Origin of the sequence: Paraburkholderia domus, assembly GCF_905220705.1 — a bacterium.
Classification (GTDB): domain Bacteria; phylum Pseudomonadota; class Gammaproteobacteria; order Burkholderiales; family Burkholderiaceae; genus Paraburkholderia; species Paraburkholderia domus.
This window is the reverse complement of record NZ_CAJNAT010000001.1, coordinates 521211-547467: the sequence shown is the minus strand read 5'-3', so window position 1 is coordinate 547467 and position 26257 is coordinate 521211. Positions and strand designations below refer to the sequence as shown.

General features: G+C 61.9%; 23 protein-coding genes and 1 tRNA gene. 14 read left to right on the top strand and 10 right to left on the bottom strand.

Annotation, left to right across the window (positions count from 1 at the left end):
- Nucleotides 1-57 precede the first annotated feature (57 nt).
- Nucleotides 58-1485 (top strand): benzoyl-CoA 2,3-epoxidase subunit BoxB, encoded by a 1428-nt coding sequence (boxB, locus tag KHO31_RS02340; RefSeq protein WP_201069783.1) that lies wholly within the window; start codon nt 58-60, stop codon nt 1483-1485.
- Nucleotides 1486-1543: 58 nt separating this feature from the next.
- Nucleotides 1544-2788 carry a benzoyl-CoA 2,3-epoxidase subunit BoxA gene (gene boxA, locus KHO31_RS02335; RefSeq protein ID WP_201069781.1) on the top strand — a complete coding sequence of 415 codons (1245 nt, stop codon included), beginning with the start codon at nt 1544-1546 and terminating at the stop codon, nt 2786-2788.
- 81 nt (nt 2789-2869) lie between these two features.
- Here boxA and KHO31_RS02330 read toward each other — a convergent pair whose 3' ends face one another.
- Complete coding sequence (locus tag KHO31_RS02330) at nt 2870-3634, bottom strand: TetR/AcrR family transcriptional regulator (RefSeq protein WP_211622620.1); 765 nt, start codon at nt 3632-3634, stop codon at nt 2870-2872.
- A 302-nt stretch (nt 3635-3936) separates the two neighbouring features.
- Between KHO31_RS02330 and KHO31_RS02325 the strand changes: the two genes are divergently transcribed.
- From KHO31_RS02325 to KHO31_RS02290, 8 genes are all read left to right on the top strand, one after another.
- Nucleotides 3937-5217, top strand: coding sequence for a Zn-dependent hydrolase (locus KHO31_RS02325; RefSeq protein ID WP_201069776.1), 1281 nt, complete (start codon nt 3937-3939; stop codon nt 5215-5217).
- A 136-nt stretch (nt 5218-5353) separates the two neighbouring features.
- A complete protein-coding gene (locus tag KHO31_RS02320) occupies nt 5354-6703 on the top strand; it encodes an NAD(P)-dependent oxidoreductase (protein WP_201069775.1) in 1350 nt (449 codons plus the stop codon).
- A 68-nt stretch (nt 6704-6771) separates the two neighbouring features.
- On the top strand, nt 6772-8112 hold the full coding sequence (gene preA / locus KHO31_RS02315) for an NAD-dependent dihydropyrimidine dehydrogenase subunit PreA (protein ID WP_201069773.1): 1341 nt from the start codon (nt 6772-6774) through the stop codon (nt 8110-8112).
- 113 nt (nt 8113-8225) lie between these two features.
- Nucleotides 8226-9737 (top strand): NCS1 family nucleobase:cation symporter-1, encoded by a 1512-nt coding sequence (locus KHO31_RS02310; protein WP_201069771.1) that lies wholly within the window; start codon nt 8226-8228, stop codon nt 9735-9737.
- Nucleotides 9738-9831: 94 nt separating this feature from the next.
- Nucleotides 9832-11283 carry a dihydropyrimidinase gene (hydA, locus tag KHO31_RS02305; protein ID WP_201069769.1) on the top strand — a complete coding sequence of 484 codons (1452 nt, stop codon included), beginning with the start codon at nt 9832-9834 and terminating at the stop codon, nt 11281-11283.
- Nucleotides 11284-11636: 353 nt separating this feature from the next.
- Complete coding sequence (locus KHO31_RS02300; protein WP_201069767.1) at nt 11637-12419, top strand: amino acid ABC transporter substrate-binding protein; 783 nt, start codon at nt 11637-11639, stop codon at nt 12417-12419.
- Nucleotides 12420-12441: 22 nt separating this feature from the next.
- Entirely contained in the window at nt 12442-13119 is a 678-nt protein-coding gene (locus KHO31_RS02295) for an amino acid ABC transporter permease (RefSeq protein WP_201069765.1), read from the top strand.
- Complete coding sequence (locus KHO31_RS02290; RefSeq protein ID WP_201084585.1) at nt 13119-13907, top strand: amino acid ABC transporter ATP-binding protein; 789 nt, start codon at nt 13119-13121, stop codon at nt 13905-13907. The genes KHO31_RS02295 and KHO31_RS02290 overlap by 1 nt, the downstream gene beginning before the upstream one ends.
- On the opposite strand, the gene KHO31_RS02285 is transcribed toward KHO31_RS02290, so the two are convergent.
- Complete coding sequence (locus tag KHO31_RS02285; protein WP_201084584.1) at nt 13904-15109, bottom strand: MFS transporter; 1206 nt, start codon at nt 15107-15109, stop codon at nt 13904-13906. The two genes, KHO31_RS02290 and KHO31_RS02285, sit on opposite strands and share 4 nt — an antisense overlap.
- A 187-nt stretch (nt 15110-15296) precedes the next feature.
- Between KHO31_RS02285 and KHO31_RS02280 the strand changes: the two genes are divergently transcribed.
- Complete coding sequence (locus KHO31_RS02280) at nt 15297-15782, top strand: DUF2569 domain-containing protein (RefSeq protein ID WP_201069760.1); 486 nt, start codon at nt 15297-15299, stop codon at nt 15780-15782.
- A gap of 18 nt (nt 15783-15800) precedes the next feature.
- Here the strand turns inward: KHO31_RS02280 and KHO31_RS02275 are convergent, their stop codons facing one another.
- The 6 genes from KHO31_RS02275 to KHO31_RS02250 are packed head-to-tail and all read right to left on the bottom strand — an operon-like array spanning nt 15801 to nt 21695.
- Nucleotides 15801-16628, bottom strand: a complete 828-nt coding sequence (locus tag KHO31_RS02275) for a phosphodiesterase (protein WP_201069758.1) — start codon at nt 16626-16628, stop codon at nt 15801-15803.
- A 48-nt stretch (nt 16629-16676) separates the two neighbouring features.
- Nucleotides 16677-17723 carry an ABC transporter ATP-binding protein gene (locus KHO31_RS02270; protein ID WP_201069756.1) on the bottom strand — a complete coding sequence of 349 codons (1047 nt, stop codon included), beginning with the start codon at nt 17721-17723 and terminating at the stop codon, nt 16677-16679.
- The gene (locus tag KHO31_RS02265) at nt 17720-18634 is read right to left on the bottom strand and encodes an ABC transporter permease (RefSeq protein WP_201069754.1); all 915 of its coding nucleotides are present in this window, start codon (nt 18632-18634) and stop codon (nt 17720-17722) included. Before KHO31_RS02265 ends, KHO31_RS02270 begins: the two co-directional genes overlap by 4 nt.
- A 32-nt stretch (nt 18635-18666) precedes the next feature.
- The gene (locus KHO31_RS02260) at nt 18667-19491 is read right to left on the bottom strand and encodes an ABC transporter permease (RefSeq protein WP_201069752.1); all 825 of its coding nucleotides are present in this window, start codon (nt 19489-19491) and stop codon (nt 18667-18669) included.
- Complete coding sequence (locus KHO31_RS02255) at nt 19488-20567, bottom strand: ABC transporter substrate-binding protein (RefSeq protein WP_201069750.1); 1080 nt, start codon at nt 20565-20567, stop codon at nt 19488-19490. Before KHO31_RS02255 ends, KHO31_RS02260 begins: the two co-directional genes overlap by 4 nt.
- 57 nt (nt 20568-20624) lie before the next feature.
- Nucleotides 20625-21695, bottom strand: a complete 1071-nt coding sequence (locus KHO31_RS02250; RefSeq protein ID WP_201069749.1) for a LacI family DNA-binding transcriptional regulator — start codon at nt 21693-21695, stop codon at nt 20625-20627.
- A 183-nt stretch (nt 21696-21878) separates the two neighbouring features.
- Between KHO31_RS02250 and KHO31_RS02245 the strand changes: the two genes are divergently transcribed.
- Nucleotides 21879-21963, top strand: a tRNA-Leu gene (locus KHO31_RS02245).
- Nucleotides 21964-22376: 413 nt separating this feature from the next.
- Here the strand turns inward: KHO31_RS02245 and KHO31_RS02240 are convergent.
- The gene (locus tag KHO31_RS02240; protein ID WP_201069748.1) at nt 22377-23087 is read right to left on the bottom strand and encodes an SDR family NAD(P)-dependent oxidoreductase; all 711 of its coding nucleotides are present in this window, start codon (nt 23085-23087) and stop codon (nt 22377-22379) included.
- Between the two features lie 112 nt (nt 23088-23199).
- Nucleotides 23200-23952 carry an SDR family oxidoreductase gene (locus tag KHO31_RS02235; RefSeq protein WP_201069747.1) on the bottom strand — a complete coding sequence of 251 codons (753 nt, stop codon included), beginning with the start codon at nt 23950-23952 and terminating at the stop codon, nt 23200-23202.
- Nucleotides 23953-24137: 185 nt separating this feature from the next.
- Here KHO31_RS02235 and pdxR point away from each other — a divergent pair, with 185 nt between their 5' ends.
- A complete protein-coding gene (pdxR, locus tag KHO31_RS02230) occupies nt 24138-25667 on the top strand; it encodes a MocR-like pyridoxine biosynthesis transcription factor PdxR (RefSeq protein WP_201069746.1) in 1530 nt (509 codons plus the stop codon).
- A complete protein-coding gene (locus tag KHO31_RS02225) occupies nt 25618-26214 on the top strand; it encodes an APC family permease (RefSeq protein WP_236060656.1) in 597 nt (198 codons plus the stop codon). Before pdxR ends, KHO31_RS02225 begins: the two co-directional genes overlap by 50 nt.
- The last annotated feature ends 43 nt before the right edge of the window (nt 26215-26257 follow it).

The following is a 26257-nucleotide window of genomic DNA, read 5'->3' as shown; positions in this document are numbered from 1 at the left end:
GCTGCCTGATACGCGCCTCTCATCCGTAAGCTCTGTATTCCGACCAAGGAACCGACCATGTCATCGATCAACTACAGCGAAAAGATTCCGAACAACGTCAATCTCGCCGACGACCGCGCGCTGCAACGCGCGCTCGAACAATGGCAGCCGAATTTTCTAGCCTGGTGGGGCGATATGGGCCCGGAAGGCTCGCATGGCTACGACGTGTATCTGCGCACCGCGGTGAGCGTCGATGCGGGCGGTTGGGCCCATTTCGATCACGTGAAGATGCCGGACTATCGTTGGGGGATTTTCCTCACGCCCGGCGAGCAGGACCGCAAGATTCATTTCGGCGAGCACAAGGGTGAGGCTGCGTGGCAGGACGTGCCTGGCGAGCATCGGGCGAATCTGCGCCGCATTATCGTCACGCAAGGCGATACGGAGCCGGCTTCGGTCGAGCAGCAGCGGCATCTGGGTTTGACCGCACCGTCGATGTACGACCTGCGCAACCTGTTTCAGGTGAACGTGGAGGAAGGGCGCCACCTGTGGGCGATGGTGTATCTTCTGCATCGCTACTTCGGCCGCGACGGTCGCGAGGAAGCCGAAGCACTGCTCGGCCGCCGTTCGGGTGACGAAGACAATCCGCGCATTCTTGGTGCCTTCAACGAAAAAACGCCCGACTGGCTCGCGTTTTACATGTTCACGTACTTCACCGATCGCGACGGCAAGTTTCAACTGTCGGCGCTCGCTGAATCGGGTTTCGATCCGCTTGCGCGTACCACGAAGTTCATGCTGACCGAAGAAGCGCATCACATGTTTGTCGGCGAATCGGGTGTGTCGCGCGTGATCCAGCGCACCGCGCAAGTGATGAACGAACTCGGTACGGACGACGTCGCGAAGATTCGCGCGGCCGGTGTGATCGATCTGCCGACCATCCAGCGCTATCTGAACTTCCATTACTCGGTGACGATCGATCTGTTCGGCGCCGACCATTCGTCCAACGCCGCCACGTTCTATAGCTCGGGCCTGAAGGGTCGCTATGAAGAGAACAAGCGCGACGACGATCATCAATTGAACGGCCAAAGCTACAAGTTGCTCGACGTGCAGGACGGCAAGCTGGTCGAGCGTGAAGTGCCGATGCTCAACGCCATGAATGAAGTGCTGCGCGACGACTACATTAAAGATTCGGTGGCAGGCGTTGGCCGCTGGAACAAGGTTCTCGAAAAGGCCGGCATCGATTTCCGCATGACAGTGCCGCATAAAGCGTTCAACCGGCAGATCGGCACGTTTGCCAACACTCGCGTGTCGCCGGATGGCCGTGTGATCAGCGAGACCGAATGGGCCGCGAATGAAGCGAAGTGGCTCGCCACGCCGGAAGATCGCGCGTATGTCGCTTCGCTGATGGGCCGCGTCACAGAACCCGGCAAGTTCGCAAACTGGATCGCGCCGCCGGCAATGGGCGTGAACCGTCAGCCGGTTGATTTCGAGTACGTGCGCTTCAACTGAGTACGGCGATTAGAAACGTGCGGCGTCGTATTCGCACGAATATATGGTGGAGGAAGTCATGAACGGCCCAGTATCGATCGAAGTCCTCAGGCAGCATCTGATCGATCCGGAAATCTGCATTCGCTGCAATACGTGCGAAGAGACTTGCCCGGTCGATGCGATTACGCATGACGAGAACAACTATGTGGTCAAGGCGGATGTGTGCAACGGTTGCATGGCGTGCGTGCCGCCGTGTCCGACCGGCGCGATCGATAACTGGCGCACGGTGCTGAAAGTCGATGCGTATCCCATCGAAGAGCAGTTCAAATGGGACGTGTTGCCAGAGCAGAACACCATGGCTGTGCCGGTTGCGGAAGAGGCTGCGACCGTGGCGGGATCGTCAGGCGATACACCGGCGGACGCAAGCGGGATTGAAGTCGATACCGTGCGTGGGTCGGTTGTGCCGCCGTGGTCCGCGGCGAAACCGTATGTGAATCTTTACACGCACAAGGCGCCGACTACCGCGACGGTGGTCGGCAACTATCGGCTCACCGATAGCTCGACCGATAGCGATATCCATCACATCGTGCTCGATTTCGGTTCAATGCCTTTTCCCGTCCTGGAGGGCCAGTCGATTGGCATCCTGCCGCCGGGCGCGACTGACGATGGCCGCACGCATCATGCGCGACAGTATTCGATTGCGAGCCCGCGCGACGGCGAACGGCCCGGCTATAACAACGTTTCGCTCACCGTGAAGCGCGTTTCCGAGCGGTACGGCGACGTGCTCGATGGGGTCTGCTCGAATTATCTGTGCGATCTGAAGAAGGGCGACGTGGTCAACGTGATCGGCCCGTTCGGCGGCACCTTCCTGATGCCGAATCATCCGAACTCGCATCTGCTGATGATTTGCACGGGCACCGGTTCAGCGCCGATGCGCGCGATGACCGAGTATCGCAGGCGGCGTCGTTTGAAAGGCGCGACCGGCAAGCTGATGTTGTTCTTCGGCGCGCGCACGAAAGAAGAGTTGCCGTATTTCGGGCCGCTGACGAATCTGCCCAAGGATTTCATCGATACCAATCTGGCGTTTTCGCGCACGCCGGGTCAGCCGAGGCGCTACGTGCAGGATGCGATGCGTGAACGCGCGGTCGACGTCGCGCACATGTTGAAGGACGACAACACGCATATCTACGTGTGCGGTTTGAAGGGGATGGAAGACGGTGTGCTGCAGGCACTCAAGGAAATCGGCGAACAGCACCAGCTCGACTGGGAGGCGTTATGGATGAAGCTGAAGCGGGAAGGGCGGCTGCATCTGGAGACGTATTGAATCTCAGAGCCTCAAGATAGGCATCACGCAATAGTTCGAAGGCCCGGCTGCTTTTCAAAAATGCAGCCGGGCCATTGTGTTTTATCTCGCCGGATCCGAGCCATCCTCATGCTGCACCGGCGACACCGCCCCACACGCCCGGATCACCAACTGCACGACTTCCTCCGTCGTCGCTTCGAACGCCTTCTGCGTCAGGGCGCGTTTGCCTTTAAGCGCGCGAATCTGCGCGTCGAAGTCGGCGTAGTGTTGGGTCGTTGCCCAGATCATGTACATCAGCGTCTGCGCATTCACCGGCGCCAGCAGCCCGCGTGCGATCCAGTCGTCGATCACCTTCACCCTGCTGTCCAGCCAGGGCTTCACGCGCCCCGTGAGAATGTCCTCCATATGCTCGGCGCCGTGAATGATCTCGCTCGCCCACACCTTCGAGCCTAAAGGCCGGCGGCGCGATAACTCCATTTTCGCGCGCACGTATCCGCCGATCGCCTCGACCGGATCGTCGCTGCATTCGAACGTATCCGCCGCGCGGTGCCAGTCTTCGAACAGGTCTTCCAGCACACGCCGGTACAACGCGAGCTTTGTTGGGAAGTAGTAATGCAAGTTAGCTTTTGGTAAGCCTGCACGTTCCGCGATCATCGCCGTACTGGTTCCGTCGAGACCTCGCTCGGCGAAAACCGCTTCGGCGCACGCCAATAAATGCGCTTCATTCGACTCGCGAATGTGCGCCTTGCGCCGCCGCAAAGGTGCGCGAGTTTCGCCCTTTGTCTCGTCGTTTTCCGTGATGTCGGCAGCCACGTTGTCGTCTCTCATGTTGGCCTTCATCGGCATGTGTGCCGCGTCGCGCTTCATTCTAGTCGTTTGAGCGCGGATGGACACGCGTATTCAAGGCCGTCTAAAAACGCGTGCTGCAGTGCAATGGCACGCTTCTCGCTATGATTCCCACCGTACGAAAGGTATTGATTTGGCGGGCTTAATCGTCTACAACCTGTCCAACTGGACAGGATTGAGAGAGCGAGAGATGCCCCAGGGTTTGCCCTCTGTATCAGAGGCAATCGAAGGCATCGAGTGTGCACCGCCGCCGTGCGGGCACGCCCCAAAACCCGCCGCCCATGCACCAGTTTCATGTCGATTCACCGAAAGGAGCGAGACGAATGAACGCGGTATCCGAAGCGCTGAAGCACGCAGAACCCGCTACGTCGATCAAGGTCGACGGCAAGCGGCTGTGGGACAGCCTGATGACGATGGCGAAGATCGGCGCAACACCCAAAGGCGGCGTCTGCCGCCTGGCGCTGACTGACCTCGACAAACAAGGGCGTGACCTGATCGTCAGTTGGGCGAAAGAAGCGGGCTGCACAGTCAGTGTCGATCAGATGGGCAATGTGTTCATGCGCCGCGCCGGGCGCAATCCCGATGCGTTGCCGGTCATGACCGGCTCACATGCGGACTCGCAGCCGACCGGCGGCCGTTTCGACGGCATCTACGGTGTGCTCGGCGGACTCGAAGTGATCCGTAGTCTGAACGATCATGGCATCGAGACCGAGCATCCGGTTGAAGTGGTGATCTGGACCAACGAGGAAGGCTCGCGCTTCGCGCCCGCCATGGTCGCCTCGGGGGTGTTCGCCGGCGTCTTCACACTGGACTACGGCCTCTCGCGCAAGGACGTGGACGGCAAGACCATCGGCGAGGAACTCAAACGTATCGGCTATGCGGGCGATCTTCCTTGTGGTGGACGTCCGCTGCATGCCGCGTTCGAATTGCATATCGAACAAGGGCCGATTCTCGAAGCCGAGCAAAAAACCATTGGCGTGGTGACCGATGCGCAAGGCCAGCGCTGGTACGAAATCACGCTGACGGGGCAGGAGGCGCATGCGGGTCCGACGCCGATGCCGCGCCGTCGCGATGCATTGCTCGGCGCCGCGCGCGTGGTCGATCTGGTCAATCGTATCGGCCTGGATAACGCGCCGTTCGGCTGCGCGACGGTCGGCATGATGCAGGTCTATCCGAATTCACGCAATGTGATTCCGGGCCGTGTGTTCTTTACCGTCGACTTCCGTCATCCGGATGATGCCGTACTCGCGAAGATGGATGCCGCATTGCGCGAAGGCGTGGCGAAGATCACGAGCACGATCGGTCTGGAAACCGAACTCGAACAGATTTTTTACTACGCACCGGTCGCTTTCGATGAAGCCTGCGTGAAGTCGGTACGCGCCGCGGCCGAACGCTTTGGCTATTCGCATCGCAACATGGTGTCCGGTGCAGGACACGACGCCTGCTATCTGTCGCAGGTCGCACCGACTTCGATGGTGTTCGTGCCGTGCGTCGACGGGATCAGTCACAACGAGATCGAGGACGCCACCTTCGAATGGATCGAAGCGGGCGCCAACGTCTTGCTGCATGCCATGCTCGGACGAGCGTGCGAGCCGGTTTCATAACGCTTTAGCGGTAGCGGTTGCGGCTTGTGGTTGATTCACCCGCCTCACCGTAGTGCCCATAAAACATGCCGTCCCGGCTCCGCTTCTGCGCAGCCGGCGGGAGCGGCTACGTCCTCACATTAAAGAAGGAACGTGTATGGCCATCAAACAAACCGGCGATATTGCGGCTCAGCGCCTATCGGCCGATCAACTGTCGTGCGAGTTCTCCGACATCGCGCCCTTGCTCGACGCGAGTGCCGCGGCTGCGGCCGCGAGCCGCTGTCACTACTGTTACGACGCGCCGTGCGTGAACGCGTGTCCGACGCAAATCGACATTCCCAGTTTCATTCGCAAGATCAGCAACGGCAATCTGAAGGGCGCAGCCGTCGACATTCTGTCGGCGAATCCGATGGGCGGCATGTGTGCGCGCGTTTGCCCGACCGAGATTCTTTGCGAGGGTGCTTGCGTGCGCAACCATCAGGATGCGAAACCGGTGGCGATCGGCGCGCTGCAACGTCATGCGACCGATTGGGCGATGGCGCGCGGTGAACCTCTATTCAAGCGCGCCGCTGAAACAGGCCGCCATGTTGCCGTAGTGGGCGCTGGACCGGCCGGACTCGCATGCGCGCACCGTCTCGCACTGGCTGGCCACAACGTCACCGTCTACGACGCCCACGAGAAAGCGGGCGGCCTGAACGAATACGGCATCGCTGCCTATAAAACCGTCGACGATTTTGCGCAGCGCGAGGTGGAGTGGCTGTGCTCGATCGGCGGCATCGAGATCAGGCACGGCGTAGCGCTCGGACGTGACGTGGAGTTCGATGCGCTGCGCAAGCAGCACGATGCGGTCTTTCTCGCGATCGGTCTCACAGGCGTGCGCGCATTGGCGATGGAAGGCGAGGACCTGAGTGGCGTGATGAACGCAGTGGATTTCATCGAAGAGGTACGCACGGCAAGTGACTTCGGCACGGTGCCGGTGGGCCGGCGAGTGGTGGTGATCGGCGGCGGCAATACGGCAGTGGATGCCGCCGTGCAAAGCCACAAGCTCGGCGCGACGTCCGTGACGATGGTGTATCGGCGCGGCGTCGAGTCGATGAGCGCGACGTGGGCCGAGCGCGATTTCGCGCAGACCAACGGCGTCACGCTCGTCACGCATGCAGCGCCGGTGCGTTTGATCGGAGAAGGCGGCGTGGTTACCGGTGTCGAGTTCGAACGCGCGTCGAGCGATGGCAATCAGGAGCGCTTCGTAGTCGACGCCGACATGGTGCTCAAAGCAATCGGGCAGACGCTGGTGCCGGTCGGTATCGAGCGCGAACTGTTGACGCTGGACGGCAGCCGCATCGCTGTCGATGCAAACGGACAAACCTCGCTACCCGGCGTATGGGCAGGCGGTGATTGTGCGGCGACCGGCGGGATCGATCTGACGGTGCAAGCGGTGCAGGACGGCAAGATTGCCGCCGCCGCGATCGACGCCCAGTTCGCCCGCACAGCTGTCAAAGCCGCTTGAAGTGGCTTGAAGCCACTTAAGCCACGCATCCAACCAGACAAAAAACAGCAGTCCCCAAGGAGCCGAACATGGCCGATCTGCGCTGTACGATTGCCGGCATCACGTCGCCGAACCCTTTCTGGCTCGCTTCCGCGCCGCCGACCGACAAAGCCTATAACGTGAACCGCGCGTTCGAAGCGGGCTGGGGCGGGGTCGTGTGGAAGACGTTGGGTCTCGATCCGCATGTAGTGAACGTCAGCTCGCGCTATGGCGCGGTGCAATGGAATGGCCAGCGCATCGCGGGCCTGAACAACATCGAATTGATCACCGACCGTCCGCTCGATGTCAATCTCAAGGAAATCGCCGAGGTCAAGCGCGATTGGCCGGACCGCGCGATGATCGTCTCACTGATGGTGCCGTGCAACGAGCGCGACTGGAAATGGATTTTGCCGCTCGTCGAAGATACCGGCGCCGATGCGGTGGAATTGAATTTCGGCTGCCCGCACGGCATGAGCGAGCGCGGCATGGGTGCAGCGGTGGGCCAGGTGCCCGAGTACATCGAGATGGTCACGCGCTGGGTCAAGGAGGGCACCAAACTGCCGTGCCTCGTCAAACTCACGCCGAATATCAGCGACATCCGCCTCGGTTCGCGCGCGGCCTATAAAGGCGGCGCGGACGGCGTATCGCTGATCAACACCATCAACTCCATCGTCGCGGTGGATCTCGACGCGATGTCGCCGCTGCCGATGGTCGACGGCAAGGGCACGCACGGCGGCTACTGCGGCCCGGCGGTGAAGCCGATCGCGCTGAACATGGTGGCCGAAATTGCTCGCGACGTGGAAACGCCGAATCTGCCCATCTCCGGCATCGGCGGTATTTCGACGTGGCGCGATGCGGCCGAATTCATGGTGCTCGGCGCGGGCAGCGTGCAGGTCTGCACGGCGGCGATGCATTATGGATTCCGCATCGTCTCCGATCTCGCGGATGGTCTCTCGAACTGGATGGACGAAAAAGGCTATGCGACGCTCGACGACATTCGCGGTCGCGCGGTGCCGAACGTGACCGACTGGAAGTACCTGAACCTCAAATACGACATCAAGGCGCGCATCGATCAGGACAAGTGCATCCAGTGCGGCCTCTGCCATATCGCGTGCGAAGACACCGCTCACCAGGCCATCATGAAAGAAAAAGATGGCGTCCGGCATTTTGAAGTGATGGACTCCGAATGTGTCGGTTGTAATCTGTGTATGCATGTGTGCCCGGTCGAGCAGTGCATCACGATGGAGCGGGTGGACAGCGGCGAGTATGCGAACTGGACCACGCATCCGAACAACCCTGCACGGGTGGATGCCGGTGAAAGCAACACGTCAGACGCGGCTGAAACTGCCGAGCCTGCGCACGCCCATGCCCACGCCGCAAAAGCAGCCTGAAACATGAGCTCACTGTAGGAAACGAAGCGCTTGTACTGAACCTGTAGTCCCCCTCAAGGCCTGACGCGCCGCCAGAAGCCGCGCAGGCCTCAACGATCAGTGGAGATCTTTCGATGAAGCAGACAGCGCAACCCGTCGATCCGCAGTTTGCGGCCGGCGCGCAGGGCAGCAGTCTTTACAACGACGACCTTGCGCCGACCGGCGTCGCACAGCGGACGTGGAGGTGGTATCACTTCGCCGCGCTGTGGGTCGGGATGGTGATGAATATCGCGTCGTATATGCTCGCGGCCGGTTTGACGGAAGAGGGCATGTCGCCGTGGCAGGCGGTGGCGACGGTGCTGCTCGGTAATCTGATCGTGCTGGTGCCGATGCTGCTGATCGGTCACGCGGGCGCGAAGCACGGCATTCCGTATGCGGTGCTGGTGCGCTCCTCCTTCGGCACGCAAGGCGCGAAATTGCCGGCGATGCTGCGGGCGATCGTCGCGTGTGGCTGGTATGGGATTCAGACATGGCTTGGCGGCAGCGCGATCTACACGCTGCTGAACATTCTGACCGGTAACGCGCTGCACGGCGCGGCGTTGCCGTTCCTCGACATCTCGCTTGCGCAGCTCGCGTGTTTCCTCGTGTTCTGGGCCCTGCAGATCTACTTTATCGTGCACGGCACCGATTCGATTCGCTGGCTCGAAAGCTGGTCCGCGCCGATCAAGATCGTGATGTGTATCGCGCTGGTGTGGTGGGCCACGTCGAAGGCGGGCGGCCTCGGCTCGATGCTGTCCGCGCCGTCGCAGTTCGTGCCGGGTGGAAAGAAGGAGGGTATGTTCTGGGTGACCTTCTGGCCCGGCCTCACGGCGATGGTGGGTTTCTGGGCGACGCTCGCACTGAATATCCCCGATTTCACGCGCTTTGCCAAAACGCAGCGCGATCAGATCATCGGCCAGTCGGTGGGTTTGCCGATTCCGATGGCGCTGCTCTCGGTGATATCCGTGGTGGTGACGTCGGCGACTGTGGTGATCTACGGCAAGGCGATCTGGGACCCGATTGACCTGACTAGCCGTATGACCGGCATCGGCGTCGGCGTTGCACTGATCATCCTGACGCTGGATACGATGTGCTGCAATCTCGCGGCGAATCTCGTCGGCCCGGCTTATGATTTTTCGAGCCTATGGCCGAAGGGCATTTCGTATCGCGTTGGCGGCATGATTACTGCAACTATCGCCATTGTGATGATGCCGTGGAAAATTCTTGCCACCACGCAGGGCTATATCTTCACGTGGCTGGTCGGATACTCGGCGCTGCTCGGTCCGGTGGCGGGCATTCTGATGGTCGACTACTTCCTGATCCGCGGTACCCGGCTGGACGCGCGTGAACTGTTCGACGAGCATGGCGAGTACAGCTACACCGGCGGCTGGAATATCGGCGCGGTGGTGGCACTCGTGATCGGTGTGCTGCCGAATCTGCCGGGCTTCCTGCACACCGCGTTTCCGGCGTCGTTCCCGAATGTGCCGGCGATTTTCAACACACTCTATACGTATGCATGGTTTGTCGGACTCGCGTTGGCGTCGATCGTATACAGCGCGTGGATGAAGCTGAGCAAAGGACCGAGTGCGCGCGTGGCGAGTGCCTGAGTGCGCCTGAGTGTGATGAGCGAGTGCATGCACTGTGCACCACGCCAATGAAGTACGTAGTACCGAAACCAGCAGTTCATAAGGAGGCGGCAACATGACGACCCTGATTCGCGGCGGCACGATTATCGACGCGGAGAACACGTATCGTGCGGACGTGTTGTGTGCGGACCCGCAGGACGGCGGCACGATCCTGCAGATCGGAGCGGACCTGGAGGCGCCGGCCGGCGCCACGATCGTCGATGCGGGTGGCCAGTATGTGATGCCCGGCGGCATCGATCCGCATACGCACATGGAACTGCCGTTCATGGGCACCACGGCCAGCGACGATTTCTATACCGGCACGGCCGCGGGCTTATCCGGCGGCACGACCAGCATCATCGACTTCGTGATTCCGAGTCCGAAGCAACCGTTGATGGAGGCCTTCAAGGAGTGGCGCGGCTGGGCTGAAAAGGCGTCGGCGGACTATGGCTTTCACGTTGCGGTGACGTGGTGGGACGATTCGGTCTACCGCGACATGGGCACGCTGGTGCATGAGCACGGCGTGTCGAGTTTCAAGCACTTCATGGCCTACAAGAACGCGATCATGGCCGACGACGAAGTGCTGGTGAACAGCTTCTCGCGCTCGCTCGAACTCGGCGCGCTGCCCACCGTGCACGCGGAAAACGGTGAACTGGTGTTTCAGTTGCAGCGTCAATTGCTCGCAAAGGGCTTTACGGGCCCGGAGGCGCATCCGCTGTCGCGGCCGCCTGAAGTGGAGGGCGAGGCCGCCAATCGCGCGATCCGCATCGCACAAGTGTTAGGCGTGCCGGTGTACATCGTCCACGTGTCCTCGAAAGATGCGGTCGATGCGATCGCGCGCGCCCGCAACGAAGGTCTTCGGGTGTTTGGCGAAGTGCTGCCGGGCCATCTGGTGATCGATGAAGCGGTGTATCGCGATCCCGACTGGACTCGCGCAGCGGCGCACGTGATGAGCCCGCCGTTTCGTTCCGCGGAGCATCGCGAGGCTTTGTGGCGGGGTTTGCAAGCGGGCCAGCTGCACACCACAGCGACCGATCACTGCGTGTTCTGCGCGTCGCAAAAGGCGATGGGCCGCGAGGACTTTACGAAGATCCCGAACGGCTGCGGCGGCGTGGAAGATCGCATGGCGGTGCTCTGGCATCACGGTGTGAATTCGGGGCGCCTCACGCCGAATGAATTCGTGCGCATCACGTCGACTAACGCGGCGCAGATCTTCAACCTCTATCCGCGTAAAGGTGCGGTACAGGTGGGCGCTGATGCCGACCTGGTCGTGTGGGATCCAGCAGCAAGCAAAACGATTTCGGTGAAGACGCATCATCAGAAGGTCGATTTCAACGTGTTCGAAGGGATGACGGTGCAGGGCGTGGCAATGCATACGCTCACCCGTGGCGCGCTGGCATGGACCCATGGCGAGCTGAGGGCAGAGCGTGGCGCGGGGCGCTATTTGAAGCGGCCGCCGAATCCCGCTTACTTCGATGCGATCCGGGTTGCCAATAAGCGCAAGGAGCCGCATCCGGTAGAACGGTAAGCCGTTTGCAATCTGACGGGCGGCCTCGCAGTGCCGCCCGTGCCGTCCGTTTTTCAACGCCGCGCGTTCGCCGTGGCGACACCCTCCCGCGTTTTCCCCGATGGCGCCCGGTATGCGTTCCGTGGTGCGATGCATGCCGCGTCTGTCATATCTGTTGTAGAGTCGAATTCGACGTTGCATGAGACGCCTTGGCTGTCCGCTTAGCACGCAAGCGCATATTGATCGAAAAGCTGATCCTTTGTAAAAACGCAGACCGTTTGCTACAGTCCGCCCACTCTGCCGGACATGACCGCCGGCGGAATGCCGCACACCAAACCATGCAACCGACGTAGCAAACTTTACGGAGCCACCAGATGAAGTCGATTCGTTCCATTCTGCTGATTGCGCTGCTGCAAGCGGTGACCCTGAGCCCGGCCTTCGCCGCTGACGAACTCGCGCAGATCAAGTCCGCGGGCGTGTTCAAGATCGGCACCGAAGGCACCTACGCCCCGTTCACGTACCATGATGAATCCGGCAAGCTGACCGGCTTCGACGTCGAGATCGGCACGGCGATTGCGCAGCGCCTGGGCGTCAAGCCGCAATTCGTCGAAGGCAAATGGGACGGTCTGATCGCCGGTCTCGATGTGAACCGCTACGACGCGGTGATTAACGAAGTCGCTGTCACCGACGCGCGCAAAGCGAAATACGATTTCTCGGACCCGTACATCACGTCGCATGCGGCGCTGATCGTGCGTTCGGACAACACCACGATCAAGACGTTCGACGACCTGAAGGGCAAGAAGTCGGCGAATACGCTGACCAGTAACTTCGGCAAGATCGCGGCCGCGCATGGCGCGGAGGTGATTCCCGTGCAGGGCTTCAACGAATCGGTCGATCTGTTGACCTCGGGCCGCGTCGACGCGACGGTCAACGATTCGCTGTCGTTCCTCGACTTCAAGAAGCACAAGCCGGATGCGAAGGTGAAGATCGCCGCGCTCGATACGTCGGCCGACAGCAGCGACAAGTCCGCAGTTCTGATCCGCAAGGGCAGCCCGGAATTGCAGGCGGCAATCAATAAGGCGCTCGCCGACATGAGAAAAGACGGTACCTACGCGAAGATTTCGCAGAAGTACTTCGGTAAAGACGTCTCCCAATAAGCGTCACCTGCGAGTCTGAATCATGCCGGCATGGTTGCTTTTGATGGCGAAGTCGCTGTGGCCCCTGCTGTATGCGGGGCTCGTGTTTACCGTGCCGCTCACGCTGGCATCGTTCGCGATCGGGATCGTGTTGGCGTTTATCGTCGCGCTGGTGCGGCTATTCGGGCCGCGCTGGGCGGTCGCGATCGTGCGCTTCTATGTGTGGCTGTTTCGCGGCTCGCCATTGCTGGTGCAATTGTTCGTGATTTTCTACGGACTGCCGAACGTGGGCATCGTGCTCGATCCGTTGACGGCGGCGATCATTGGCTTTTCGCTGAATGTCGGCGCGTATAACTCGGAAGTCATACGCGGCGTGATCGAGTCGATTCCGAAGGGGCAGTGGGAGGCGGCGTACTCGATGGGTATGACGCGTCAGCAGGCGCTGCGCCGTGCGATCCTGCCGCAAGCGGCGCGCGTCGCGCTGCCGCCGCTGTCGAACTCGTTCATCGCGTTGGTGAAGGACACCTCGCTCGCTGCGGTATTGACGGTGCCTGAAGTGTTTCAGGCGGCGCAGCGAATCGCCTCGGTGACCTATGAACCGTTGATTCTCTATACCGAGGCCGCGCTGGTGTATCTCGTGTTCAGTTCGGTATTGTCGTCGGCGCAAGTGCGGCTCGAGCGCAAGTTCGGCCGTCACGCACTTTTCCAGGCGGGCAACTGATGATTCGACTGGAAAAAATCGACAAGTACTTCGGCGAGAATCGGGTGCTGAGTTCGGTGGACTTGCGACTCGCGCCGGGTAATGTGACCGCGCTGATCGGCCCCTCCGGCAGCGGCAAGAGTACGCTTTTGCGTTGCGTGAATCTGCTGGAAATTCCCGAGGCCGGATCACTCGAACTCGGCGACCAGCGCCTCGAATTCAGCCGCGATCACAAGCCATCGCGCGAAACGGTGCTGACGATTCGCCGCCGCACCGGCATGGTGTTCCAGAATTTCCAGTTGTTTCCGCATCTGACGGTGCGGCAGAACGTCATGGAAGGCTTGCTGACCGTACTGAAGTGGGACAAGGAAAAAGCACGCGTTCGTGCGGATGAATTGCTTGAGAAGGTCGGTATCGCGCACAAGGCGGACGCATGGCCCTCGACGCTTTCCGGCGGCCAGCAGCAGCGCGTGGCGATTGCGCGGGCGTTGGCGCCGTCGCCGGAAGTGTTGTTATGCGACGAGCCCACATCGGCTCTAGATCCGGGTTTGGCCGCCGAGGTGGTGGACGTCCTCAAGCAGCTCGCCACGGAAGGCATGACGATGCTAATGGCGACACATGATTTACGTCTCGCTGCAACGATTGCGCGAGACGTGGTGTTTCTGAATAACGGCGTGGTGGTAGAGCAGGGCCCGTCGCGGGACATTTTCATGAATCCGCGCGAGCCGGAAACAGAGCGATTCGTATCGACACTGACACATAGCTTGCCGGACGCCTGGACAGAGCAGGGCCGGCCGGAGAGACGCTAAGTCAGGTTCTTCTCGTTTGCCGGAAGCCGCAAATGATTCCACGCCGCCAGCCCGGCAAAAACCACGCCGGCAATACTGACGCCGATCCATCCGAAGATCGGCCAAACCACCGCGCCGACCCCTGAACCGATGGCGCCGCCAATAAAATATGCGACCATATAAACGGTATTCACGCGGCTCCGCGCTTCGGGCTTTAGCGCGTAAATTCGCGATTGATTGGAAATCTGCGCAGCCTGCACGCCGATATCGAGAATGATCACGCCGATCACCAATCCAGCAATGCTTTTCGCCGACAAGGCAAAAACGACAAACGAAATCGCCACCAGCACAATCGACACTGTGATAATCGAGCGCGGTCCGCGTCGATCGGAAAACTTGCCGGCGAGTGGCGCTGCCATCGCCCCCGCAGCGCCGACGATCCCGAATAGACCCGCCGCCTGTGGCCCAAGATGAAACGGTGCACCCGCCAGCAATAACGCCAGCACTGACCAGAAGATGCTGAAAGCGGCAAACATCGCCGCGCCGGTCAAGGAGGCTTCGCGCAGCGCGCGATGCTCGACCACGAGGTGCCACATCGACACCAATAGCTTGCCGTACGGCAACGTCGAGGTCGGCTTGCTCTTCGGCAGGCGCATGATGATTACCACCGCCAGCACCAGCAAAGCGACGACTGAGGCACCGAACACGGCACGCCAGCCGAAGTACTCGCCGACAATGCCCGCCGCGGTCCGTGCCAGCAAAATCCCCAGCAACAGTCCACTCATCACGGTGCCCACGGCATGGCCCCGCTCGGATGCGGGCGCAAGTTCGGCCGCGAAGGGGACCGCCTGCTGCGCGATGGTGGCGAGTACGCCGATCGCGAGGCTCGCGATAATCAGCACCGACAGCGTCGGCGCCGCGGACGCCAACACCAGTGCGACGCACATCCCCGCGATCTGCAACAGGATCAGGCGACGTCGATCGAAGCGGTCGCCGAGCGGCGCCAATAACAGCATGCCGGCTGCGTAGCCCAGCTGCGTCACGGCCGGCACCACGCCGACCCACGACCCACTGTTGGGAAACGACTGCCGGAAATCGTCGAGCAGTGGCTGGTTGTAATAGATGTTGGCGACTGACACGCCAGCAATCGTTGCGAGCAGAAGCAGCAAGCCGCGCAACGATCGGTCGGCCGTAGCGGGAGTGGAAGCGTCGGATGTGGACATGAGAGGGGACCGCGTCGATGGACCGGCCCATGCGCGGTCCTCAAGCGTGCCGATCATACCGGAGCAGGAAGGATCGTGCTGACGGCCGCCCACGCCCCCAAACGCCTTGCAGACAAAATGAGATGGTCGTTCGGTTTTCGTTCGTAGAATCGGCACGCGCAACAAGATCCATCACGTGACCGAATTCATGAACACAACCTCGAAACCCGAACGCCGACGAATCGGCGGCTGGCTGTTGCTGGCGCTGATCTGCCTCGCCGCATGGGCGCTTTCAACCGCAGTCGCGTTGCGCGATCCGCTGAAGCTGATGCTCGAATGGGAACTGCTAGCAGTATTTATTCGCCCTGAAACGCATGGCTGGTATCGCACCGTGATCGCAATGGTCGGCTGCGACGTGATGATCGGGTCGTTCATTGTTGCCGGCACAGGCTGGCTGGCGCTGCTCGTGCGGCACAGATCGGCGCGCTTTCCGGTGCAGGTGCAGGCCTGGCTGTTGGCCATTGTCGTCATGCGAACCATTGCCTACCTGCTCGGCGACCATATGACCCGTACCATTGGCATTGACATCGCCATTCCCATCGACGGTTTCATTCAGGCCGTCGTTGCCGCCGCGCTCGGGATACCGTATTTCAGGCTGTCCCGGCGCGTACAGCAAACTTTCGTCGCCGCCTGAACTGGCGAGGCGACACCGTCAATCGATCAACGTGCCTTCATCTTCGTAAAACGGATACGGCCCTTCCGCTGCGTCGACATACGCTTGATGCGTGACGATGCCCGTCGCCGGATCGTAGCGATGCAGCGCGTAAGCGGGCGGCTCCATGACGAAGGCGGAGGGCGCATCCTCGCGCAGATCGAGTCCGACCTGATGCGCGGGTGCGGGCACCGCCGACGCAATCGTGCCGCCAAAACGCACAAACATCGGCCGATGCACATGGCCGCAGATCACCCGTTCGACATTCGGATAACGCGCGATCAACGCGGCGAGCTTATCGGCGGCAGCGGGATCGAGCCGCAATTCATCCATGTGCCCGATGCCGCAGACGAACGGCGGATGATGCAACGCAACTACAGTCGGTTTGCCTTGCGCCGCTTCGAGTTGCGCCGCGAGCCACGCGAGCCGTGAGTCGCACAGATTGCCGGCGCTTTGGCCCGGCACCATCGAATCGAGCGCAATCAACCGCAGCGGTCCGACATCGACCGCGTAGTGCACGAACTCTCCGCCACTGTGCAATTCGGCGCGATCGGGAAACGCGGCGCGCAACGCAGCGCGTTCGTCGTGATTGCCCACCATCAGGAAGTAGGGGATGGCGAGCGGCGCGAGCAGGGTCTTGAGGTGCTCGTACTGTTCCGGATCGCCCTGGTCGACGAGGTCGCCGGTCATGATTACGGCGTCGGGACGCGGTTCCAGCGCGTTGAGCGCGGCGACAGTGCGCGCGAGGTAGGCGCCGGTGTCGACGCGGCGGTAAGCCAGCGCGCCGGGTCGCTTGATATGCAGGTCGCTAATTTGAGCCAGCAGCATGGTGGGGATATCCTGTTTATGGCGCGCTAAAAGCACAGCGCAGCTTCATTACGATAGCGCAATCAGCGCGTCCTGCGCGATTGAAATCCCAACCGGCGTGCCACGCGCGAGTTCGACCCGGCCCGCGACGTCAATCAGCAAAGCGTCCGGGGCGGCGCCACCGATCGTGAGCCGCGTGCGCTCGCCGAGAAACGCCGTGGTTTCGATATGGCCGCGCAATTGGGCGCTGGCCGGGTCGGCGAGGGTCGCGTCCTCAGGGCGGAAGAAAATTTCGTGTGCCGCGCTTGCGTGCGCGGAGCCCGGAGACAGGGGGACAACGCCGCCGGTCGTCGTTAGCAGACCATCGCGCCGCTCGCCAGCCAGCCGGTTGATCGTGCCGACGAACTGCGCGACCGTGCGATTCGCCGGACGGTAGTAGATGTCGCGCGGCGAGCCGATCTGTTCGATGCGCCCCGCGCTCATCACGACAATGCGGTCGCCGAGTTCCATCGCTTCGGCCTGATCGTGCGTCACGTAGACGGTCGTGATGCCCAGTTCGCGCAGCAGCGTATTCATCTCGCTGCGCAAGGTGTCGCGCAAACGTGCATCGAGGGCGGTCAGCGGTTCGTCGAGCAGCAGCACGCGGGGTTGCACGGCGAGCGCGCGGGCCAAGGCGACACGCTGACGCTGGCCGCCGGAAAGCTGGTCGATGGGTTTGTCCGCGTGCGCGGTGAGGCGCATCATCGCGAGCAGTTCGTCGACGCGCTGCCGTGCGGTTTCAGCCGGTATCCGTTTGATCTTCAGTCCGTAACCGATGTTGCCGCGCACGGTCAGGTTCGGAAACAGCGCGTAGCTCTGGAACACCATGCCGACCTGGCGTTTCTCGATCGGCAACGCGGTGACGTCTTCGTCGCCGAACGCGATGCCGCCACCGGCGTCGGGTGTCTCGAGGCCCGCGATCATGCGCAACGTGGTGGTCTTGCCGCAACCGGACGGGCCGAGCAACACCAGTGTCTCACCGGCGCCGATGTGTAAATCGAGTGGTTCGAGCACGCGCGTGCCGCGAAACGTTTTCGCGCATTGCGTGAGCGTGATGGGAACGGAGTCGAGTTTCATGGCGTGGACGTCGGTGTAGGCTTTGAACGGGAGGCGGCAAGGCGGTTTTTCCCCGCGCTGCGCTGGCCGGTCGCATCGACGCCGAGCCATTGCATCGCGACGAGCAGCGGCATTGTCATGATGAAAAACAGAATCGTGTAGGCGCTGCCGATTTCGATGCGCAACGACGCATAGGTGTCGGCGAGACCGACCGGCAGCGTTTTGGTGTCAGGCGTATGCAGCATCCACGTCAGGTTGAATTCGCCGATCGAGAGCGTGAGCACGGCCAGCGCACCGGCGACGATCCCTGTCCGCGCGTTCGGCAGCACGATCGTGACGAAGCGCTGAAAGAAGCTCGCGCCGAGGCTCGCCGCACCTTCTTCTAGCGTGCGCAGATCGCTGCTCGCGCACACGGCAGCCACGGCACGCACCATGAACGGCAGCGTGAACACGACATGCCCGACGACGATAAACGCAACGCTCATGCGAAACATCGTGAAGCCGCCGTAGACCACCAGCAGCGCCAGCGCGGAAGCGAGGCCGGGCAGGGCGATCGGCAACACCAGAAACTCTTCGATGATGCGCGAGAGCCGCGTCTTGCTGCGCGCAAGCACGTAGCCCGCGGGCACGCCGGTCAGGAGCGTAATCAGCAAGGTCGCCGCGGCTACTTCGAGCGAGAGAAACACCGAGTCGTGATACTGCGTCCACACTTCGATTAGCCAGCGCAGCGTCAAGCCGCTCGATACGCCCTTGAAGTAGTTGACCGTAAGTCCGGCCATGATCGACATCACGACTGGCACGATCAGAAACGCACACAGCAGCAGCGTAACCAGCCACTGACCGGCTGCCAGCCACGTGCGTGACGTCGGCAGTCTGAGCCGCCGCGCGCGCGGTTTGGCGGCCGGTTGGATGGGGGCAGGGATGGAATTCATCGAAGTCTTGTCGTCGGGTTTGGACACACCGCTCATGCGCTTGCCGCGACAGCCGAGCCGCTCACGCTGCGAGCGAACGCCAGCACGGCCCAGGTGACGATGCCGAGCACGATGGACAGCCCTGCGGCCGTCACCATGTTCGCGTTCAGCGTGAACTCGGTGTAGATGGTCATCGGCAACACGTCGATGTCGGTGGCCAGTGTGAAGGCGGTGCCGAAGGCGCCCATCGCGGTCGCGAAACAGATGGCGCTCGCCGCGATCAGGCCCGGCGACAACGCGGGCAACACGATGTCGCGCGTGATACGCCAAGGCGATGCGCCAAGCGAACGCGCGGCTTCTTCGAGCGAAGCATCGAGCTTGGTTGCCGATGCCATCACCGTGACGATCACGCGGGGAATCGAGAAGTACAGGTAGCCGAGAAAAAGGCCGCTCATCGAGTAAGCGAACACCCAGCGATCACCGGTGAGTTTCAACGACAACGCGCCGATCAAACCTTGACGCCCGGCCAACATAATCACCATGAAGCCGACCACGACGCCTGGGAATGCCAATGGAAACGTCAGCAGCGCGAGCAGCGTGCGCTTGAGCGGAAACTCACGGCGCGCCAGCAGCAAACCGGCGATCACGGAGAGCACCAGCGTCGCCGCTGTGACCGCCGCGGACAACACGACTGTCGCGCCGAGGCTCGACATGTAGCGCGGATTGGTCAGCATTGCGCGATAGGTCGAGAACGCGTGGCCGTCACCGCTGATTTGCGCGAGTGCGCCCATCGGCAACAGCCAGAATGCGATAAAAACCGCCAGCGCCGGTGCGATCAATGCGATGCGCCAGCGCAGCGGGAACGTGACGTCGTTCAATGCATCACCTGTAGATAACGCTCGCCGAAGCTCGACTGTTTCTCGGCCATTTTGCCGAAGTCGACCGGCTTGGCGCGGGCATAGTCGCTGGCGGGCAGAAATTTGGCGGCGATTTCTGGGGTCATCGCATTCGCGCGAACCGGACGCAGATAGGCTTCGGCCCACAGCTTCTGACCTTCATCCGACAGCACGAAATCGAGCACTTTCTTGCCGTTCGCTTCATGCGGCGCGCCCTTCACGAGACTCATCACGTACGGTACCGAGATCGTGCCTTCCTTCGGAATCACAAACTCGACATTGGCGTGATCCTTGTACTTCGCGCGGTAGGCATCGAAGTCGTAGTCGAGCAGAATTGGGATTTCACCGGACATCACGCGTGCATAGGCGGTCTGCTTCGGCACGATCGGCGCGTTGGCCTTCAGTTTGCGGAACCAGTCGAGACCCGGCTCGAAGTTGTCGAGCGTGCCACCGAGCGCCTGATTCACCGCGACGGCGCCCGCATAGCCGACAAACGCGCTTGACGGATCGAGGTAGCCGATCATGCCTTTGTACTCAGGCTTCAGAAGGTCGGCCCACGAACGCGGGACCGGCTTGCCCTCGAGCGCGTCCTTGTTGACGAAAAAGCCCAGCGTGCCCGAGTGGATCGTGAACCAGTAGCCTTGCGGGTCCTTCATGTTTGCCGGGATGTCGTCCCAGTGCGCCGGCTTGTATGGCTGGATGACGCCTTTGTCTTTCGCCTGGAACGCCGACGACACGCCCAGATACACCACGTCCGCGACCGGGCTCTTCTGCTCGGCCATCAGCTGCGCTATCGACTGGCCGGAGTTCTTGTTATCAAACGGGACGCGGATGCCGGTCTTTTGCTGGATCGCCTTGATCTGGCTGGCCCAGTCGGCCCATTCGGGCGGGCAGTTGTAGCAGATCGCCGTTTCGTCGGCATGGGCCGCTTGCGGCGCGACGGCTGCCAGCGCGGCGGTGACGATCATGCCTGCCGACAGCGCGGTGGCCGTGGTGCGGACGAGGCGGCGCCAGAGCGGTTTGACCGAAGAAGCAAAGCGTGTTGAAGAGCGGATCACTGCGGGTCTCCTGAAGAGGAAGAGAGCGGGTGGTTCGGGGTTCAAAGTGGCAGCGGATTATGCAAACGGCTCTTCGGCCGACGTCGAAACATGCGCCGGCGGATTGTCGGCGCGGTTTGAAATCGCCGCGATGGTGGCGCCTTCGCGCAAGCTGTGCGGCAGCGTCAGCGTGGGCGACGTTTCGCCTAATGTTTCGTAGGTGCCGGTTACGCGGGACAGCAAACGCTGCCAGGCGGCGCAGCCGATCTCGCGATTCGGTGCGCAGATGCTTGCCAGCGGCGGCGACAGCAATTCGCCCATCGCGAGGCCGTCAAAGCCGAGAATCGACATGTCGTGCGGAATCTGCAGACGCGCGCTGCGCAGGCCGCGCATCACCACCATGGCGAGCAGATCGTTGCTGCAGAAGAGTGCGGTCGGGCGGGTCGGGCCGCTGGTCAAATGAGCGAGCACGGACGGCGACAGTTCGTCGGCGTTGAAATCGACTTCCAGCGCGGGTGCAGGCATGAGGCCGGCCTGTTGCATCGCCTGCGCGTAGCCAAGATGCCGCTGACGGGCGCGGTCCGAAGCGGCTAGCGAGCCGGCGAGCATCAGGATGCGGCGATGGCCATGCGCGATCAGCATGCGTACGCCGTCGAACGCGGCGAGACGGTTGTCGACCGAGACCGACGGACGCCGCACCGTGTCGTTATGCATCAGCACGTAGAGCAGGCCGGCGCGATCGAGCTCGTCGAGCAGCGGATGCGTGTCGGCATCGGCGACGGTCAGGATCAGGCCTTCCACGCGATGTTCGCGCAGCGTTTCAATGGCGTGGCGTTCGCGGTCCGCATCGTACTGGGTGGTCATCAGCATGAGCCGGTAGCCTTGCGCCGATGCGAGCTCGTCGATACCTTGCAGGCATTCGGCGAACACGGGGTTGGCGAGCGTCGGCAGGATCACGCCGATCAGGCGCGTGCGCTCGCCGCGCAGCTGGCGGCCTAGCGGGCTGGGGCGGAAGTTGAGGGCGTCGATGGATTGACGCACTTTGTCGAGCGTGACCGGGTTCACGGTGTGCGGCGCGTTGATCGCGCGCGAGACCGTGGCGATGGAAAAGCCCGCGTGGGCGGCGACATCTTTGATCGTTGGGATCATGGTTTCCGCTCGTGATGTAAACGTTTTCGTGAGCGGATTATCGGGAACGTTTGTGACTTGCGGATGACTCCGGTTTTTGTCTTTGGGGGGCGACGGTGGGGATGGACTGCGGCGGGACTGCGCCCGTTTGGTGCGCTCGCCGGGCAATGGTAGAATTCGCGTCCACGCGTGGTTCTGACCCCTGCCGGGGTGATGAAATTGGTAAACATAGCGGACTTAAAATCCGCCGCTTCACGGCTTGCCGGTTCGAGTCCGGTCCCCGGCACCAGGAAGCATTCCAACAAGTTCCGCTGAAATCCGTAAAGTCGCCGTGCCATAAGGCTCTGCGGCTTTTTTTGCGCCTGCAGGTTCCGGGGCTATCGATGTGCAGCCGGTGACAAATGTTGGTATTTGTCCGAACCTCTGCTACCTCGATCGTGAGATCGCGATCCCTGACCGCATCCCGCGCGAGGGTGATGGCAGTTTCGACGCGACACGTCGGGAAGCTTCGTGAAAACGATGGCGCGTGACCATGTCGCCTTCATGCCGAAGTCTGATGCGGCAACCGCAGCGCACAATTTTGCCGTCGCGTTCAAGCATGGAGAAGATCGACGCGCGCCAGGCGTAAAGCCAGGAACGCATCGAATGATGCCGTTGCCGTAGGGATAGGAAGGGGCACCGCCTTGCGGTGCCCGAAGCATTTTAATGACCGGCGCTCTGGCCGCCGTCAACGTGCAGGATTTCTCCCGTGATGAACGGTGCGGAATCAAGGAACAGAATCGCGTCGGCGATATCGCTCATCTCGCCCATGCGCCCAAGCGGATGGAAGGCGCCCAGCGCTTCGTGGGTTTGCGGCGCGTGCATCGGCGACTTGATGATCCCCGGCGCGACGGCATTCACGCGAATACCTTTCCTGGCGTACTCGATCGCCAGCGACTTCGTGGCGGCATTCAGCCCGCCCTTCGTCAGGGCTGCCAGTACCGAATACACGCCGCCGATCGCACGATCGACGGCGCTGGAGGTCACGCTAACCACGTGGCCGCTCGAATGCTTTTCCATTTCGGCGATGGCGAGTTGCGTGACGTAGTAGAAGCCCGAGACGTTCACATTCATCACGGCTGCGAAGTCTTGCTCGGTGTGTTCGGTGAAAGGCTTCCCGATGTAAATGCCGGCGTTGTTCACCAGCGTGTCGATCCGGCCGAATCGTGCGACACCTTCGGAAATAACACGCTGGGCGGTTGCCGGGTCACCAATATCACCGGCAACCGTCAGGATGTTCGCGTCGTCCGACGGTTTCATCGAACGCGCGGTCGCAACAATGCGGTAGTCGAGCTTGCGAAACGCCTTGACGACTTCGGCGCCTATGCCTTGCGACGCACCGGTAACGACGATGACCTTTTGTGAGTTGCTCATGCTTTACCCGGAAACCCAGAAAATTCTTGTTCGGAGTCAACGCTGATCAGACCGACGGCTCCGATCAGGCCAAACGTAGACGCGCTGATTCAGATTTCGCATAAACCTGCAATCAACCCCTTTTAGCCTGCGCCAGCCACTGGTCGAGACTGACGCGGCCGATCCGCGCGTCGCCAAGCGGCACGAGCGATTGTTCCTCGACACGGCCGCCGTAGTACCGCGCATCGCGATCCGTCACCACCGGGCGTGCGTCGCCTACCGATTTCAGATGACGGGTGACGATCTCCGCGAAGGGCGCGCGGTCTGGACCGGCGATCTCGACCGTGCCGTTCAGCGGCGCGGCGAGCGCGATCTGCGCGAGGCTCCCCGCGACGTCGTCCGCGGCGATCGGTTGAAACAGTCCGTCGCCGAGGCGTACCGTGCCGCCTTCCGTGCCGAAATCCGCGATACCGCCGATGAACTCCATGAACTGGGTCGCACGCACGATCGTGTACGGTACGCCCGCCGCTTCGATCACCTCTTCCTGCGCAACCTTGGCAACGAAATACGCGTTCTCCGGCGTGCGATCACAGCCGACGATTGATAGCGCGACGTGATGGCGCACCCCTGCGGCCACTTCGGCTTTGCCGAGGTTGCGCGCCGAGGTGCGGAAGAATTCGAGCACCGCCTGCGGCTCCCATGATGGCGCGTTCGTCACATCCACTACGACGTCCGCACCCACGAGCGCGTTGCTCAGGCCTTCGCCCGTCACAGCGTTCACGCCAGTGCGCGGCGACGCGGCAAGCGCCTCATGGCCCGCCTCGCTGAGCAGCGTGACGAGACGCGATCCGATGAGGCCGGAACCACCGATTACGACGATTTTCATGGCAGATTCTCCAGATGAAAGTAAATGAACGCGCGGCACTTGGCGGGGGCATCGCGTGAAAGTGTTCGCCGCCGTCGCATCGCGTGAGGCCATTGTGGAAGAATCATGCTCTAGCGAAAAGTGCCAAGAACTGGCGATCCGACTAGTCCATGTCGGTTGCCGTTCCCCTTGCCCGTGAGACCGTCATGACCGTTGCGACCCCCGCATTGACCATCGAAATCGATCGGCAGCATGAGTTGCCGATCTATCTGCAGATCTGCGAGCGTTTCAGGACCGCGATCGCCGCCGGGCATCTGCGTCCCGGCGATCGTGTGCCTGCGCTGCGAGGCCTCGCCACGCAGCTGAACACGGCGCGCGGCACGGTCGAGCTGGCCTACACGATCCTCGTCGACGAGGGCTATCTGCAGATGCGCGGTGCGGCAGGCACGTTCGTATCGTCGTCGCTGCCGGCATCGGTGATGCGCTCATCGCGTGCGCGAGGCGTTCAGGACGCACGCGCCGGGCAGAGCACTGAAGGAACGGGCACGCCGCAGAGGCCGGGCGAATCGCGCAGTGGTCAAGCGGCGCCGCGCCAGCAGGCCATCGCCGTCGCGATGAGCGGCGAGCCGCGGCCGTTGCAACCAGGACTGCCCGCGCTCGACGCGTTTCCGGGCAAGCTATGGAACCGGCTCGTTTCGCGTCGCGCGCGCAGCGGCGACCGCGCGATGCTCGCGTACCCGGATCCGGCCGGCTACCGGCCGCTGCGTGAACATATCGCCACCTATCTCGGGCTGTCGCGCGGGGTGACCTGTCTACCGGACCAGGTGTTCGTGACCGGCGGCTACCGTGCGACGCTCGAACTCGTGTTGCGCAGTCTCGCCAGCCCGAACGATAGCGTGTGGTTCGAGGATCCCGGCTATCTGCTCGCGCGCGGTTTTCTGGACGAGACCGGCGTGCAGCTCGTGCCGGTGCCGGTGGATGGAGAAGGCATCGACGTCGAGCGCGGCACACTGCTGGATGGGCAGGCGCGTTTCGCAGTGGTCACGCCGTCGCATCAGAGCCCGCTCGGGCACACGCTGTCGCTCGCGAGACGCATGGCGCTGCTGGATTCGGCAGAGAAAGCGTCCCGCTGGATCATCGAAGACGACTACGACAGCGAGTTCCGTTATCTGGGCCGGCCATTGCCGGCTTTAAAGAGCCTCGACCGGCACGATCGCGTGATCTATTGCGGCACGTTCAGCAAGGTGATGTTTCCCGGTTTGCGCCTCGCGTATGTGGTGGTGCCGGAGCGGGCCGTCGAGCGTGTCGGGCGAGTAGCGCACAGCATGAACGCCGGATCGCCGACGCTATTGCAGGCAGCCGTCGCGGATTTCATTGGGCAGGGGCATTTTGCGCGGCATCTGAAGCGGATGCGTGCGTTGTACGGCAAGCGGCGCGTGCTGATCGTGAACGCGCTGGATCAGGCGTTTGGCAAACGGCTGATTGTCGATTTGCCGCCAAGGGGAATTCAGTTCGCGGTGCAGTTCGCCGAAGGCCCCGATGGCCCGGTAGACGACGTCGCCGTCGCCGCGCGCGCCCGCGAAGCGGGGCTCGCGGTGCTGCCGCTTTCGATCTGGTACGCGAATGGCCGCGCACGGCGCACACCGCGCGGCCTCGTGATGGGCTTTGCGAACATCGCGGATGCAGATGAAGCAGGCCGTCTCGCGCGAACGTTGCGTGAGTGTCTGGACGGGTGACGCAGAAGAAGAAACCGCACGCTGGCTGCTAAACGTCAATTCGGCCATTACATGGTGGAAGATTCTCGTCCCTGTGCTGACGATATTTGGGCTGATGATGGCGAGCACGTACTGGGGACTGATGAGCGCCGCGCCTGACACCTACAAGCTGTCAGGTATGTACACGGCGCTTCCCGCAGCCGGCGAAATGAAGGCAGGCCCGCGCTGGCTCACCAGGCTGAATCGCAACAGGGTGCCGTGGCTGGCGGTACTCGTCATGTGGGTGGCCGGCGCACTTTTCCTGCTGCCGCTTCCCGCGTGGCAGCAAATGGTGAATTACACCACCTCGGTTACCGTCCTGACTTACGGACTGGGTCCGATCGCGCTACTCGTGCTGCGCCGCAATCTGCCTGAACTCAGGCTGCCGTTCCGTATGACGGGGACGTCCGTTATCGCGTCACTCGCGTTCATCTGCAGCAACCTGGTGATCTACTGGACGGGATTCAAGACCAACAGCTGCCTTTTTTCGATGGTCGCGATTGGGTGTACGCCGTGTACTACCATGTAGTTGTACGCAGACCCGCTGCCGGCTTCGGCTGGAAGAACATTTC